Annotated in this window: 12 protein-coding genes; 5 read left to right on the top strand and 7 right to left on the bottom strand. The window is 67.3% G+C overall.

What is annotated here, in order from left to right; translation table 11 throughout:
- Positions 1-18 precede the first annotated feature (18 nt).
- Positions 19-915 carry a DMT family transporter gene (locus tag FHR73_RS10370; protein ID WP_183630926.1) on the top strand — a complete coding sequence of 299 codons (897 nt, stop codon included), beginning with the start codon at positions 19-21 and terminating at the stop codon, positions 913-915.
- A gap of 16 nt (positions 916-931) precedes the next feature.
- Here the strand turns inward: FHR73_RS10370 and FHR73_RS10365 are convergent, their stop codons facing one another.
- The 3 genes from FHR73_RS10365 to paoA are packed head-to-tail and all read right to left on the bottom strand — an operon-like array spanning position 932 to position 4,810.
- Entirely contained in the window at positions 932-3,154 is a 2,223-nt protein-coding gene (locus FHR73_RS10365) for a xanthine dehydrogenase family protein molybdopterin-binding subunit (protein ID WP_183630925.1), read from the bottom strand.
- A gap of 10 nt (positions 3,155-3,164) precedes the next feature.
- Positions 3,165-4,145 carry a xanthine dehydrogenase family protein subunit M gene (locus FHR73_RS10360; protein ID WP_183630924.1) on the bottom strand — a complete coding sequence of 327 codons (981 nt, stop codon included), beginning with the start codon at positions 4,143-4,145 and terminating at the stop codon, positions 3,165-3,167.
- On the bottom strand, positions 4,142-4,810 hold the full coding sequence (gene paoA, locus FHR73_RS10355) for an aldehyde dehydrogenase iron-sulfur subunit PaoA (RefSeq protein ID WP_183630923.1): 669 nt from the start codon (positions 4,808-4,810) through the stop codon (positions 4,142-4,144). Before paoA ends, FHR73_RS10360 begins: the two co-directional genes overlap by 4 nt.
- A gap of 317 nt (positions 4,811-5,127) precedes the next feature.
- On the opposite strand from paoA, the gene FHR73_RS10350 reads away from it, so the two are divergent.
- Genes FHR73_RS10350 through FHR73_RS10340 form a run of 3 tightly spaced genes read left to right on the top strand, consistent with a single transcriptional unit; the run spans position 5,128 to position 8,863 of the window.
- The gene (locus tag FHR73_RS10350; RefSeq protein ID WP_133859726.1) at positions 5,128-5,658 is read left to right on the top strand and encodes a (2Fe-2S)-binding protein; all 531 of its coding nucleotides are present in this window, start codon (positions 5,128-5,130) and stop codon (positions 5,656-5,658) included.
- On the top strand, positions 5,655-6,641 hold the full coding sequence (locus FHR73_RS10345) for a xanthine dehydrogenase family protein subunit M (RefSeq protein WP_183630922.1): 987 nt from the start codon (positions 5,655-5,657) through the stop codon (positions 6,639-6,641). The genes FHR73_RS10350 and FHR73_RS10345 overlap by 4 nt, the downstream gene beginning before the upstream one ends.
- A complete protein-coding gene (locus FHR73_RS10340) occupies positions 6,638-8,863 on the top strand; it encodes a xanthine dehydrogenase family protein molybdopterin-binding subunit (RefSeq protein WP_183630921.1) in 2,226 nt (741 codons plus the stop codon). Before FHR73_RS10345 ends, FHR73_RS10340 begins: the two co-directional genes overlap by 4 nt.
- Before the next feature lie 255 nt (positions 8,864-9,118).
- Here the strand turns inward: FHR73_RS10340 and FHR73_RS10335 are convergent, their stop codons facing one another.
- The 4 genes from FHR73_RS10335 to purM all read right to left on the bottom strand — a co-directional run bounded on the left by FHR73_RS10335 (position 9,119) and on the right by purM (position 12,075).
- Complete coding sequence (locus FHR73_RS10335; protein WP_133859723.1) at positions 9,119-9,298, bottom strand: hypothetical protein; 180 nt, start codon at positions 9,296-9,298, stop codon at positions 9,119-9,121.
- 321 nt (positions 9,299-9,619) lie between these two features.
- Positions 9,620-10,333 (bottom strand): DUF3108 domain-containing protein, encoded by a 714-nt coding sequence (locus FHR73_RS10330; protein WP_183630920.1) that lies wholly within the window; start codon positions 10,331-10,333, stop codon positions 9,620-9,622.
- A gap of 15 nt (positions 10,334-10,348) precedes the next feature.
- Positions 10,349-11,017, bottom strand: a complete 669-nt coding sequence (gene purN / locus FHR73_RS10325; protein WP_183630919.1) for a phosphoribosylglycinamide formyltransferase — start codon at positions 11,015-11,017, stop codon at positions 10,349-10,351.
- The gene (purM, locus tag FHR73_RS10320; RefSeq protein WP_133859721.1) at positions 11,014-12,075 is read right to left on the bottom strand and encodes a phosphoribosylformylglycinamidine cyclo-ligase; all 1,062 of its coding nucleotides are present in this window, start codon (positions 12,073-12,075) and stop codon (positions 11,014-11,016) included. Before purM ends, purN begins: the two co-directional genes overlap by 4 nt.
- A gap of 285 nt (positions 12,076-12,360) precedes the next feature.
- Here purM and FHR73_RS10315 point away from each other — a divergent pair, with 285 nt between their 5' ends.
- The gene (locus FHR73_RS10315; protein ID WP_183630918.1) at positions 12,361-13,443 is read left to right on the top strand and encodes a DUF2066 domain-containing protein; all 1,083 of its coding nucleotides are present in this window, start codon (positions 12,361-12,363) and stop codon (positions 13,441-13,443) included.
- Positions 13,444-13,518: the final 75 nt, after the last annotated feature.

Here is a 13,518-nt window from a genome sequence, read left to right as displayed (position 1 = left end):
CCTGGCCCTGAGTGTCCGATGTCGTCCACTTCGCTGAATCCCTGGTTGCTGCGCCTCATCCCCCTGGTGTTCCTGGCCCTGTGGTCCGCCGGTTTCGCCGTGTCCAAGGTGGGCCTGGCCTATGCACCGCCCTTCACCCTGCTGGCGATGCGCTATGCGCTGGCGTTCAGCGTGCTGCTGATCGCCTTCCTGGTGCTGCGTCCGCCGCTGCCGCGCACCCGGCGGGAATGGGCGAATCTGGCGGTAGTGGGCTTTCTGATCCAGGGCGTCTATTTCGGCATGAGCTATGGCGCCCTGGTGATGGGCGCGTCGGCCAACGTGGTGGCCATGGTCGCCTCGTTGCAACCCATCCTGGTGGCCCTGGGCGCCCCCCTGCTGGTGGGTGAGCGGGTGGCGCCGCTGCAGTGGCTGGGACTGGCCCTGGGACTGCTCGGCGCCGTCGGCGTGATCCTGGCGCGGGCCAGCGTCGCCGTGGAATCCCTCTTCGGTATCTGCCTGGCGGTGGGCGCCTTGCTGGGCATGACCAGCGCCGTGCTCTACGAAAAGCGCCTGGGCGTGGCCCAGCATCCGGTTACCAACAACCTGGTGCAGTACAGCGTCGGCCTGGTGTGTTGCGCGCCCCTGGCGCTGCTGTTCGAGGACAGTCCGGTGCACTGGGCGCCCGCTTTCATCGGTGCCCTGGCCTACCTCGTACTGGCCAATTCGCTGCTGGCCATCAGCCTGCTGGTGTGGATGATCCGCGCCGGCGAGGCGGCGCGAGTCAGTGCGCTGTTTTTCTGCGTGCCGCCGGGCGCCGCCCTGAGCGCCTGGCTACTGCTGGGCGAGACCCTGCCACCGCTGGCCTGGGTGGCCATGGTCATCGCCATCGGTGGGGTGCTGCTGGCGACCCGGGCAGGGGGCAAGGCGGCGCGCTGAGTCGCGCCGCTCGCCGTCAGGCCGTCTTCAGCCCCGCCAGCACCTTGTCCACCGTCAGCGGATAGTCGCGGATGCGCACCCCGCAGGCGTTGTAGACGGCATTGGTGAGGGCGGCCCCGGCGCCGCAGATCCCCAGTTCGCCGACGCCCTTGATCTTCAGCGGATTGGCCTTGTCGTCCACTTCCGGCAGGAAGTGGGCTTCGATGGCCGGGATATCCAGGTGGCAGGGGTAGTGATAGTCGGCCAGGTCATGGTTGACGAAGTGGCCGTGGCGGGTATCGATCACCCCGTCTTCGTGCAGGGCGCTGCCCACCCCCCAGATCATTCCGCCGAGCATCTGCGAATGGGCGGTCTTCTCGTTGAGGATGCGGCCCGCGGCGAACACCCCGAGCATCCGCCGCAGGCGGATCTCGCCGGTGAGGGCGTGTACCCCCACCTCGGCGAAGAAGGCCCCGTAGCCCTGCTGCGAATAGTCCTTGAGCGTCTGCCCCGGCTTGATCTCGCCGATGGCCTGGAGATCGTGCTGGCGCGCCAGCTCTGCGAGGTCGCGACTGCCGTTGTCGGCGATCAGCCGGCCACCGACGAAGCGGGCGCTGGCCGGATCCAGACCGGCCGCCTGCGCCGCCTTCAGGCGCAGATTCTCGCAGGCGACATAGACCGAGGAACCGGAACTGGCGGCGCCAAAGGAACCGCCGGAGCCGGCCCCGGCCGGATCATCGCTGTCGCCCAGCAGCACCTTGACCCGCTCCACCGGCAAGCCGAGCGACTCGCCGGCGATCTGCGCCAGGATGGTGTAGGTCCCGGTGCCGATGTCGGTCATCGAGGTCTTCACCGTGGCCGTGCCATCGGCTTCCAGGCGTACCCCGGCCTGGGACGGCCTGAGCATGTTGGCGCGACTGGCCGCCGCCATGCCCAGGCCGATCAGCCAGTCGCCGTCGCGTACCTGACCGGGCGTAGCGTTGCGCCGGTTCCAGCCGAAGCGACGGGCGCCGTCCTGCATGCACTCCACCAGCTTGCGGGAAGAGAAGGGGATGTGCTTTTCCGGGTCCTGGCTGGGCTCGTTGCGGATCCGCAGCTCGATGGGATCGAGAGCGAGCATGACCGCCAGCTCGTCCATGGCGCTTTCGCTGGCGAGCATTCCCACGGCTTCGCCGGGCGCCCGGCAGGAGCCGGACTCGGGCAGATCCAGCTCGACCATGCGGTGCGCCACCAGGCGGTCGTCGCCGGTATAGAGGGTGCGCGAGGACAGGCCGGTAGGTTCGTAGTAGGTCAGGCCACGGGCGGAATGGGACCAGCCCTCATGGGCCATCGCCTGGATACGACCGTCGCGGTCGGCACCCAGGCGGATGCGCTGGATGGTGGCCGAGCGGTGATCGGTGATCTGGAACATCTGCTGGCGGGTGAGGGTGACCTTGACCGGCCGGCCGATGGCGCGGGCGGCCATGGCGCCGATCAGGGCATCGGCGTAGATTGGCAACTTGCCGCCGAAGCCGCCGCCGATATAGCGCGCCACGATACGCACGTTCTCCTTGGGCAGTTGCAGGGTATTGGCCACGCAACTCTGCGCCTGCTCGACGAACTGGGTGGAGCAATAGATCGTCACCCGGTCGCCGTCCCACTGGGCGAGGCTGGCGTGGGGCTCCATCTGCGCATGGATGTGGTAGGGCGTGGTGTAGCGCTCGTCGAGCTTGATCGGCGCCCGGGCAAAGGCGGCATCCACATCGCCCGAGGCGGTGTCGGTGGGCTGATCGGCATCCGGCGGCTTGACCGCCTGGCCGAGATTGGCGGCGAGGTCGAAGACACCGGGTTCGGCCGCGTAGTCGATCTCCACCAGGGCCGCCGCCAGGCGTGCCTCCTCGAAGGTCTCGGCCACCACGAAGGCCACGGGTTCGCCGAAATAGCGCACCTGGTCGCTGTCCAGATAGGGCTTGGGCCGGGTGAAGCGACCGCTGTTGTCCGGTTCGCGGGCGGCCTGGCGCGGCGCGTTGCGATAGGTCAGCACGCTGAGCACGCCCGGCGCGCTCTCCGCGGCCGAGGTGTCCAGGCGCCGGATGCGGCCCTTGGCGATGGTGGCACCGACGATGAAGCCATAGGCGACGCGATCGTTGCGGAATTCGAAGCTGTAGGGCGCCTGGCCGGTGACCTTGAGCAGGCCGTCGACGCGGTCGATGGGCTTGCCGATCAGGCCGCCGCGATTCTCGTCGATCAGGTTGCGGCCAGCGGGTTCATTCATTTCCATGCTGCTGTCCTCAGGCCTGTTGGCGGGCGTCGGCCACCCCGGCGCGCAGGATGCGGCGGGTCAGCTCGAGCTTGAAATCGTTGTGGCCATAGCCACGGGCACCGGCGAGCAGGGCATCGCCCACGGCCGCCAGATCGCTGTCCACGGCCTGGCCGGCAAAGGCCTGGTCGGCCGCCGCCACTCGCCAGGGCTTGTGCGCCAGGCCGCCGAAGGCGGCGCGACCGCTGCGGATGCGCGTGCCGTCCAGCTCGACGATGGCGGCCATGGATACCAGGGCGAAGGCATAGGAGGCGCGATCGCGCACCTTGCGGTAGACCTGGATGCCGGGCGGTGGCGGCGGCAGGGTCACGGCGGTGATGAGTTCGCCGGGTTGCAGCACCGTCTCGATCTGCGGGGTGTCACCGGGCAGGCGATGGAAGTCGACAAGGGGGATGCGCCGGGTGCGGCCATTGGCTTCCCGGGTTTCCACCGTGGCGTCCAGCACCCGCATGGCCACCGCCATGTCGGAGGGGTGTACGGCGATGCACTGGTCACTGGCGCCGAGCACCGCGTTCATCCGATTGAAGCCGCCCAGGGCCGCGCAACCGCTGCCGGGCTTACGTTTGTTGCAGGGCATGGCGGTGTTGTAGAAGTAGGAGCAGCGGGTGCGCTGCAGGAGATTGCCGCCAGTGGTGGCCTTGTTGCGCAGCTGCGCCGAAGCGCCGGCCAGCAGCGCGCGGGAGAGCACCGGATAGCGCTCCCGGACCCGGGCGTCGGCGGCCAGGGTGGAATTGCGCACCAGGGTACCGATGCGCAGGCCGCCGTCCGCGGTGGCGCTGATCTGATCCAGCTGCAGGCGATTGATGTCCAGCACCTGGCTGGGCGTTTCGATCTCCAGCTTCATCAGGTCCAGCAGGTTGGTGCCCCCGGCGATGAAGCGACTGCCGGCCTGGGCCCCCTGGCGGCTGGCATCGGCTTCGTTCTGCACCCGCTGATAGTCGAAGACTCTCATGCCTGGCCCCCCGCCATCTGGATGGCCGCGACGATGTTGGGATAGGCGCTGCAGCGACAGAGGTTGCCGCTCATGCGTTCGCGGATCTCTTCCTCGCTCAGCCGCATCGGCCCGTCCAGGCGTGCCGAGACATGGCTGGGCATGCCGGCCTTGACCTCTTCCAGCAGCGCCACCGCCGAGCAGATCTGCCCGGGCGTGCAATAGCCGCACTGGAAGCCGTCCTTGGCCAGGAAGGCTGCCTGCATCGGATGCAGGCGCTCGGCCTGGCCCAGGCCTTCGATGGTGGTGATGGCGTCGCCTTCGTGCATGGCCGCCAGGCTCAGGCAGCTGTTGATGCGCTGGCCGTTCACCAGCACCGTGCAGGCACCGCACTGGCCATGATCGCAGCCCTTCTTGGTGCCGGTGAGATGCAGGTTCTCGCGCAGGGCATCGAGCAGGGTGGTGCGGCTGTCGACCCGGAGCCGGCGCGCCTCGCCATTGATCTGCAGGGTCAGCGGCAGCAGCTGCGGCAGACGCGCGGCGATGGCCCGGGGCGTCAGGGGCGCGCCACCACTGGCCTGGGCGAAGGTGTAGCCGGGAATGGCGCTGGTCGCCACCAGCACCGCGGAGGTGCCGAGAAACTGCCGTCGCGACAGGCGCCAGCGTGAATCGGAGTCGGAAGCCATGGTCGGATTCTCATCGTTAGGGGCATATCACGGGAGTTCTGATGACTACCCCGGTGCCAGTGGGGTTCAGGCCACTGGGCCGCTGACCCGAGCAGGCGCCATACCGAATGTGTCTTGCCCCTGGAAAAAGGCTCTGGAAAGGCACTCTCGCCGCTTCGCTGAGCGACTTTCAACGTTACGTTGAATACCGCTGGGCAGGGGTGCTGAACCGGTTCCGGTCGGGGACAGTCCCTTACCTGAGGTGGCCCTTCGCTGCCACCGCCTATTCCGACCACGGGGGCAATCTGCACCCCGCGGCTCCAACCGTGAGGTCCGCCATGAACGCCACCCCCGCGCGCCAGGTTCAGCCCCTGGCCGAACCCGAGTCCCATACCATCGCCCTGACCCTCAACGGCAAGCAGCTGCAACTGGCGGTCGAGCCCTGGACCACCCTGCTGGACCTCCTGCGCGACCACCTCGACCTGACCGGCACCAAGAAGGGGTGCGATCATGGCCAGTGCGGCGCCTGCACCGTCCTGGTCAATGGCACCCGCATCAACAGCTGTCTGGCCCTGGCGGTCATGCAGGACGGCGCCGAGGTCACCACCGTCGAGGGCCTGGCCCAGGGCGACCAGCTGCACCCCATGCAGGCGGCCTTCGTCGCCGAAGACGCCTTCCAGTGCGGCTATTGCACCCCCGGGCAGATCTGCTCGGCGATCGGCATGCTCAAGGAGGGCCATGCCCACAGCGAGGCCGAGGTGGCCGAGCAGATGAGCGGCAACCTCTGCCGCTGCGGCGCCTATCGCAACATCCGCGCCGCCATCGAGCGGGCGCGTCCGGATTGCCAGCAGGGGGAGGGCCGCGAATGAACCGCTTCGGTTATGCCAAGCCCAACGCCGTGCCCGATGCCATCCGCCAGCATGGCCCCCAGACCCATTTCATCGCCGGCGGCACCAACCTGCTGGACCTGATGAAGGAAAACGTCGAGCGCCCCGAGCAACTGATCGACGTCAACGGCCTGCCCCTGCGCGAGGTCGAGACCACCGCCGAAGGCGGTCTGCGCATCGGCGCCCTGGTCAAGAATGCCGAGGTGGCCTACCACTCCGAGGTGCAGCGTCGCTATCCGCTGCTGGCCAAGGCCATCCTCGCCGGTGCCTCCCCGCAATTGCGCAACATGGCCTCCACCGGTGGCAACCTGCTGCAGCGCACCCGCTGCTACTACTTCTATGACGTGGGCACCCCCTGCAACAAGCGTGAACCCGGCTCCGGCTGCGGCGCCCGTGACGGGCAGAATCGCATCCACGCCATCCTCGGCCACAGCGAACAGTGCATCGCCACCCACCCCTCGGACATGTGCGTGGCCCTGGCTGCGCTGGAAGCCCGGGTCGAGGTGAGCGGTCCGAATGGCGAGCGGGTCATCGACTTCGCCGATTTCCACCGGCTGCCCGGCGACACCCCCGAGCGCGATACCAACCTCGCCGCCGACGAACTCATCACCGCCGTGACCCTGCCGGCCGAGAGCCTGGCCGCCCACAGTGCCTACCTGAAGATCCGCGATCGCGCTTCCTATGCCTTCGCCCTGGTCTCGGTCGCAGCAGCGCTGGAACTGGATGGCGAGCGCATCAAGCAGGTCCGTGTCGCCCTGGGCGGCGTGGCCCACAAGCCCTGGCGCCTGCCGGAGGCCGAACAGGCGCTGGTCGGTCAGGTGGCGGACAAGGCGGCCTTTGGCCAATTGGCCGATCGCCTGCTGCAGGGCGCCCAGGGCTTCGCCCACAACAGCTTCAAGATCGAACTGGCCCGGCGCGCCATCGTACGTGCCCTCACCGAAGCCGCTGGAGGTACCCTGCAATGACCGTCGTCCATCTGCAAAAAGCCGTTCCCCGCGTCGACGGTCCGCTCAAGGTCACCGGCCAGGCGCTCTATGCCGGCGAATTCAGCGTACCGGATCTGGCCTTCGGGTTCGTGGTCAACGCCACCATCACCAAGGGTCGCCTGCTCGGCCTGGACGTTAGCGAAGCCCTGGCCCAGCCAGGCGTGCTCGAGGTGCTCAGCCATCTCAATCGACCAGAGATGGCCAGCTACGACGAAAGCTACACCGACATGGACGCGGCTGATGGCAAGCCCTTCCGGCCGCTCTACAACGATCGCATCCTCTACAGTGGCCAGCCCATCGCCCTGGTGGTGGCCGAGACCTTCGAGGCTGCCCGTCACGCCGCCTCCCTGATCCGCGCCCAGTACAGCGAGGAAGACCACGCCACCGACCTCGCCAAGGCCCGCGACCAGGCCCACGAAGCCCCCATGGAATTGCCGGAGAATCGCGGCGATGCCCCGGCGGCCTGGGCTGCCGCACCCACCCGCATCGAAGCCGAATACCACTCGGCCGCGGAATTCCACAATCCCATGGAGATGCATGCCTCCACCGTCATCTACCACAAGGATGGCAAGCTGACGGTGCACGACAAGACCCAAGGCGTGCAGAACAGCGCCCAGTTCGTCAGCAGCATCTTCGGTCTGGGCGAGGGCGACGTGAAGGTCATCTCGCCCTTCGTTGGCGGGGCCTTCGGTTCCGGTCTGCGTCCCCAGTACCAGCTGGTACTGGCGACCATGGCGGCGCTGCAGCTCAAACGCTCGGTGCGGGTGACCCTGACCCGCCAGCAGATGTTCACCTTCGGCTATCGCCCCGAGACCTACCAGCGGATCAAGCTGGCCTGCGACAGCGACGGCAAGCTGCAGGCCATCGACCACAGCGCCCTGGGCATCACCTCGCGCTTCGAAGATTTCACCGAGATGGTGCTGGTCTGGTCGGCGTCGCTCTATGCCTGCCCCAACGTCAAGCTGGCCTATCAGCTGGCCGCGCTGGACGTCTACACCCCGCTGGACATGCGCGCCCCAGGTGCGGTGCTGGGCGTCTATGCGCTGGAAAGCGCCCTGGACGAACTGGCCTACGCCGCCGACATCGATCCGCTGGAATTGCGCATCCGCAACTTCACCGACACCGATCCGGCCAAGGGCAAGCCCTATTCCAGCAAGGAATTGCTGGAGTGCTATCGCCAGGCGGCCGAGCGCTTCGGCTGGGAACAGCGCAGCATGGCGCCGCGTTCCATGCGCGACGGCAACCAGCTGGTGGGTTGGGGCATGGCCACCGGGGTCTGGGAAGCCATGCAACAACCCGCCACCGCCAAGGCGGTGATGAACATCGATGGCAGTCTGGTAGTGGCCAGCGCCACGGCCGACATCGGCACTGGCACCTATACGGTGATGACCCAGATCGCCGCCGAGAACCTCGGTCTGCCGCTGGACAAGGTGACCTTCAAGCTCGGCGATTCCACCCTGCCCAAGGCACCCCTCGAGGGCGGTTCCTTTACCGTGTCCTCGGTGGGCACCGCCGTGAAACTGGCCTGCGACCAGCTGCGTCAGCAACTGCTGGATGCGGCCAAGGAAATGGATGACTCGCCGCTGGCCAAGGCCGAGCTGGAGCAGGTGGTGTTCGCCGACGGCGGCATCAGCCTCAAGACCGATCCGGCCCAGCGTGTCGACTTCACCGCCATCCTCAAGGCCTCGGGGTCGCCGTCCATGGAAACCCTGGCCAGCGCGGAACCGGCCGAAGAGCGCGACAACTACGCCACCGGTACCCACTCGGCGGTGTTCGTCGAGGTCAAGGTCGACGAAGACTTCGGCAGCGTCCAGGTCAGTCGCGTGGTCACCGCGGTGGCTGCCGGCCGCATCCTCAACCTCAGGACCGGCGAGAACCAGGTAGCCGGCGGCATCGTCTGGGGCATCGGCATGGGCCTGCAGGAAGAGGGGATGATGGACACCACCGAGGGGCGCTGGATGAACCACAGCCTGGCGGAGTACCACTTCCCGGTGCAGGCCGACATCCAGCAGCTGGAGGTGATCTTCGTCGAGGAGGATGATGAGATCGTCAATCCGCTGGGCGCCAAGGGTATCGGCGAGATCGGGATCGTCGGGGTGGCGGCAGCCATCGCCAACGCCATCTTCCATGCCACGGGCAAGCGGGTCCGGGATCTGCCCATCACCCTGGACAAGGTCTTCGCCGACGAGCTGGTGCACTGACCTGAAATTGTTGGGCTTCGACGATGAAGCCGTCTTAGCCCAACCTACGGGACACTCACCCACGCCAGGCTACCCCCTCTCCCACTGGGAGAGGGCTGGGGTGAGGGATGCCGAGCACACCGCTGGACCAAGTGACGTTGGGCTTCACTCCGCTCAACCCAACCTACCGCAATGCCTCGCCCCACCCTGGAACGAAAAAGGCCCGCCTCCAAGAGGCGGGCCTTTTTCAGGCAGTCGGTAAAAAGGTCTTTCGCTTCACTCGGCGTGCGACGCGCCTTCGTGTTCGATCTGCTCCTTGTACTCCAGGGCATCGGCTTCGCTCTGGTAGACGCCGACCAATTCCCCTTCCTGTTTCACGTCCCACAGATGCATGCCCAGGCCACGGGCTTCGCGGGACATATGGTCTTCGTCACGTTCGGTTACGGTAATGGTCATGCTGAATCTCCTTGGTCGAGCCCGCGCTACGGCTGGGCTTGAAAACCCATACTAGAGCGTTTCGCTTCAGGACCAAGGCGTATCTCGGCAACAAGTCGTTACAACTTCTGCGACAATCTGTCGCGTCTGCGATTGTCATCCGGCAGCGGCGTCACCGCCTTGGGCCGCTCCTGCAGGATCCGCAAAAATGTAGGAGCGGCGGTAAAACGCCAGAAGAGGGCTGCTTGATACGCATCTTCTTTCTGTTGAGACAGCTACCACGCCTGCTTGGTGGATAAAGGAAAACGCCCTCCGAAGAGGGCGTTTTGCCTGCAGACCAGATCAGTTGGCGCCCTTCACCGTGCGCCCGTTGACCGAGCCTTCCTTGAGGCTGGTCTGGTATTCCTTGCCGTCGCTCTCCTGCTGGTAGAGGCGCACCAGCAGATAGTCCCAGTCCTTGGCGAACCACAGTTCGGTCTTGCGGCTGCTCTTGGTGGGATCGCGCACGCGCTCGACCTTGATGGCATCGAACAGGCCCAGCGGGGTGCGGATGCGCTCCGGGCCGATGACGCGGAAGTCGTAGGTGTCGATGCTGTCGCCGTCGACGATCTGGTAGCTCATGCTCTTCTTGCCGTCGGCCACGTCCTGCTGCAGCTTGAGCTGGTAGGTCGACTTGTCCAGCAGACCGCGATCCAGCGTCAGGCTGACCGGATCATCCTTGTCCTTGCCGGTGACCTTCTTGCCGGCCCAGTCGAAGGTCAGCTCGCTCTCGCGACTCTTGCCCAGGCCGCTGCGCTTGTACTGATAGGTGTCCGGCAGGAAGGCCTCGCCTTCCCGGCGGAAGGTGCTGGACTCGTTGAGGCCGGCGACCAGCATGGAGGCTTCGAATTTCAGCTCCCAGCGGCCATCGGCTTCCTTCTGCAGCGAGCGCTCGGCCGAGCCGCTGACCGGCATCTGCTTCCAGTCGGCGGTGTAGCTGGCCGTGAACGGCTGCAGGTCGAAGGCAAAGGCCGAGGCGCTGCAGAGGGTGGCCAATAGGAACAACAGACGTCGCATCAGTTTCTCCTTGGATCAGGAAGGGGAGGCCAAAGCCGTCAGCGACGGCAACTCGGCCCCGGTAGGCGGCAGCGCCTCGCCATCGAGCTCGGCACCCAGGGTACCCAGCCGCAGACGACCTTCGGCGAACAACCGCACGGCCACAGGATAAAGGAGGTGCTCGGCGGCGTGTACCCGTGTCGCGAGGCTCTCCGCCGTATCTTCAGGCTGCACCGGTACCCGCGATTGCAGGACGACCGGCCCGCCATCCAGTTCTTCGGTGACGAAGTGCACGCTGCAGCCGTGCCAGGCATCGCCGGCATCGAGGGCGCGCTGGTGGGTGTGCAGCCCCTTGTAGAGGGGCAGCAGCGAGGGATGGATATTGAGCAGGCGACCCTGGTAGCGCCGCACGAAGGCGGGCGTGAGGATGCGCATGAAGCCGGCCAGGACCACGAGATGGGCGCCCTGGGCGTCGATGGCGGCCGCCAGGGCCGCATCGAAGCTGTCGCGATCGCCGTGTTCGCGGTGATCGATCACCTGGGTGGCGATCCCGGCCTGGCGGGCCCGCTCCAGGCCATAGGCCTCGGCGCGGTTGGCGATCACCGCCGCGATCCGCACGGGCGGCGTCGCGGCGTCGAGCAGGGCTTGCAGGTTGCTGCCGTGGCCGGATATGAGCACCACCACGGCGCAGTCGGCTTGACTCATCCGTGCTGTTTCAGATTGTTCAGCACGACCTGGTCGGCACCCTCGGCGGCCTGTTCGATACGGCCGATGACCCAGGGTTGCTCACCCTCGGCACGCAGCACCTGCAGGGCGCCTTCGACCTGATCCTGGGCCACGCAGATGACCATGCCCACGCCGCAGTTCAGCACGCGGTGCATCTCGGTCTCGTCGACGTTGCCCTGCTGCTGCAGCCAGTCGAACACCGCCGGACGCTGCCAACTGGCCACGTCGAGCACCGCCTGGGCGCCCTCGGGCAGCACGCGCGGGATGTTGTCGAGCAGACCGCCGCCGGTGATGTGGGCCATGGCCTTGACCGCGCCGGTGTCCTTGATCAGCTTGAGCAGCGGCTTCACATAGATGCGGGTGGGCGCCATCAGCAATTCGGTCAGCGGTTGGCCGTCGAGCTGGATGTTCTCGATGTCGGCACCGGCCACCTCGATGATCTTGCGGATCAGCGAATAGCCGTTGGAGTGCGGACCGGAGGAGGGCAGGGCGATCAGGGCGTCTCCGGTGGCCACCTTGGAACCGTCAATGATCTCGGACTTCTCTACCACGCCGACGCAGAAGCCGGCCAGGTCGTAGTCTTCGCCTTCGTACATGCCGGGCATCTCGGCGGTCTCGCCGCCCACCAGGGAGCAGCCGGCCTGTTCGCAACCGGTGCCGATGCCGGTCACCACCTGGGCGGCGACGTCGACATTGAGCTTGCCGGTGGCGTAGTAGTCGAGGAAGAACAGCGGCTCGGCGCCGCAGACCACCAGGTCGTTGACGCACATGGCGACCAGGTCGATGCCGATGCTGTCGTGCTTGGCCAGGTTCATGGCCAGGCGCAGCTTGGTGCCGACACCGTCGGTGCCGGAGACCAGTACCGGCTGGCGATAGCCTGCCGGGATCTCGCACAGGGCACCGAAGCCCCCCAGGCCGCCCATGACTTCCGGGCGGGCGGTGCGCTTGGCGACGCCCTTGATGCGTTCTACCAGAGCCTCACCGGCGTCGATGTCTACACCGGCGTCCTTGTAGCTCAGCTGGGGTTGTTTGCTCATGAATCCTGGCCTTTGGCTAATGGCGAAACGAGCCGGCTGGCGCCAGCCGGCAATGAGGCGGGCGATTTTACCAGAAGCCGTGCCAAAGCACGCGGCCCGCCGCGGCCTCCGGTCCGGGTGGCGATGGCACCCGGCCAGCCTGCCGTGGTCTGAGCCTGATCGCCCGTCCGTTCGCCGGACGGGCAGTCTCCGCCGCTATCTTCTGCACAGCCCGCGACCCAGTGCCCTTGCCCGCGGATCGGGCGGCTTTTAAGGTATGCCCCTTGCCCTTTCTATGGAATCGCCATGCGCCGTCTCGTCCTTCCGTTGCTCGCTTCGCTGCTGGTCCTGAGTCCGCTCGCCCGCGCCGAGGTGGTGGACAACCTCTACCAGGTCCGCGAGCCGGTGACCTCGCAACAGCCGGACGAGCGCACTGCCGCCCTCAAGCGCGCCCTGCAGGTGCTGGCAGGACGCCTGACCGGCAATCCCCAGGCCGGCCAGACCCCGGGTCTCGCCAGTGCCCTGGCGGCGCCCGAATCCCTGATCACCCAGTACGGCTATGACGCCGGTCCGCCGCAGGTGCTGGTGGCCAACTTCGACCCGGCCGCCACCGAGCGTGCCCTGGGTCAGGCGGGTCTCTCGGTGTGGGGCGCCAATCGCCCGGTGGTGATGATCTGGTGGCTCAATGACGCCGACAGCGGGGCGACCCTGGTCGGTGACGGCCAGCCCGCCAGCAGCGGGGTCCAACGCGGCGCCCAGCGTGCCGGCCTGCCGATCCGCCTGCCGCTGGCCGACCTCAGCGAACAGTTGGCCGGCACCGCCGCCAACATCGACGCCAGCGATCCGACCGCCCTGCGCCAGGCCTCCGAGCGCTATGGCGCCAATGCCCTGCTGGCGGTGCACGCCAAGCCGCAGGGCAATGGCTGGCAGGCCCAGTGGCGCCTGTGGAACGGCACCGCCGCCGAGCAGGGCACCAGCCAGGCGGCCGATCAGGACGCCCTGGCCGCCGCCGTGCTGCAGGACGTCGCCGCGCGCCTGTCGAAGAAATTCGTCTCCCGCCCGGGTACCACCCAGCCGCTGACGCTGGTGGCCGACAACTCCAACTTCGAGCGCTATGCCCAGCTGCAGAAGGTGCTGGAGCCCCTGTCGAGCCGGCTGGTGAAGGTCGAGGGCACCCAGCTGACCTACGACCTCACCGCCAATCCCGACCAGTTGCAGGCGCAACTGACGCTGGCCGGTCTGCAGCCCGCCTCGGCGCCGGCTGCCCCGGCTGCCCCGGCTGCACCTGCCACCACACCCGCAGCCCCGGTGGACGCCAATGCCGCGCCGACGCCGTCGGCACCGGTCGCGCAACCGGCGCGCACCACCCTGTACTTCCGCTGGCCATGAGGGCTGGCGCCCAACACTGAAGCGGCTGCTGCGAGGGGCCCGGGATTTGGTTAGACTTGGCGCCCTCGCGAAACT

The sequence above is a fragment of the Pseudomonas sp. AS2.8 genome (assembly GCF_014190935.1).
Lineage (GTDB): Bacteria > Pseudomonadota > Gammaproteobacteria > Pseudomonadales > Pseudomonadaceae > Chryseomonas.
The sequence above is the reverse complement of the archived record's forward strand: the minus strand, read 5'-3'. Positions and strand labels throughout refer to the sequence as shown.

Coding starts and splice junctions, on each gene's coding strand:
- FHR73_RS10370 (WP_183630926.1), top strand. CDS start 19: ATGTCGTCCACTTCGCTGAATCCCTGGTTGCTGCGCCTCATCCCCCTG.
- FHR73_RS10365 (WP_183630925.1), bottom strand. CDS start 3,154: ATGGAAATGAATGAACCCGCTGGCCGCAACCTGATCGACGAGAATCGC.
- FHR73_RS10360 (WP_183630924.1), bottom strand. CDS start 4,145: ATGAGAGTCTTCGACTATCAGCGGGTGCAGAACGAAGCCGATGCCAGC.
- paoA (WP_183630923.1), bottom strand. CDS start 4,810: ATGGCTTCCGACTCCGATTCACGCTGGCGCCTGTCGCGACGGCAGTTT.
- FHR73_RS10350 (WP_133859726.1), top strand. CDS start 5,128: ATGAACGCCACCCCCGCGCGCCAGGTTCAGCCCCTGGCCGAACCCGAG.
- FHR73_RS10345 (WP_183630922.1), top strand. CDS start 5,655: ATGAACCGCTTCGGTTATGCCAAGCCCAACGCCGTGCCCGATGCCATC.
- FHR73_RS10340 (WP_183630921.1), top strand. CDS start 6,638: ATGACCGTCGTCCATCTGCAAAAAGCCGTTCCCCGCGTCGACGGTCCG.
- FHR73_RS10335 (WP_133859723.1), bottom strand. CDS start 9,298: ATGACCATTACCGTAACCGAACGTGACGAAGACCATATGTCCCGCGAA.
- FHR73_RS10330 (WP_183630920.1), bottom strand. CDS start 10,333: ATGCGACGTCTGTTGTTCCTATTGGCCACCCTCTGCAGCGCCTCGGCC.
- purN (WP_183630919.1), bottom strand. CDS start 11,017: ATGAGTCAAGCCGACTGCGCCGTGGTGGTGCTCATATCCGGCCACGGC.
- purM (WP_133859721.1), bottom strand. CDS start 12,075: ATGAGCAAACAACCCCAGCTGAGCTACAAGGACGCCGGTGTAGACATC.
- FHR73_RS10315 (WP_183630918.1), top strand. CDS start 12,361: ATGCGCCGTCTCGTCCTTCCGTTGCTCGCTTCGCTGCTGGTCCTGAGT.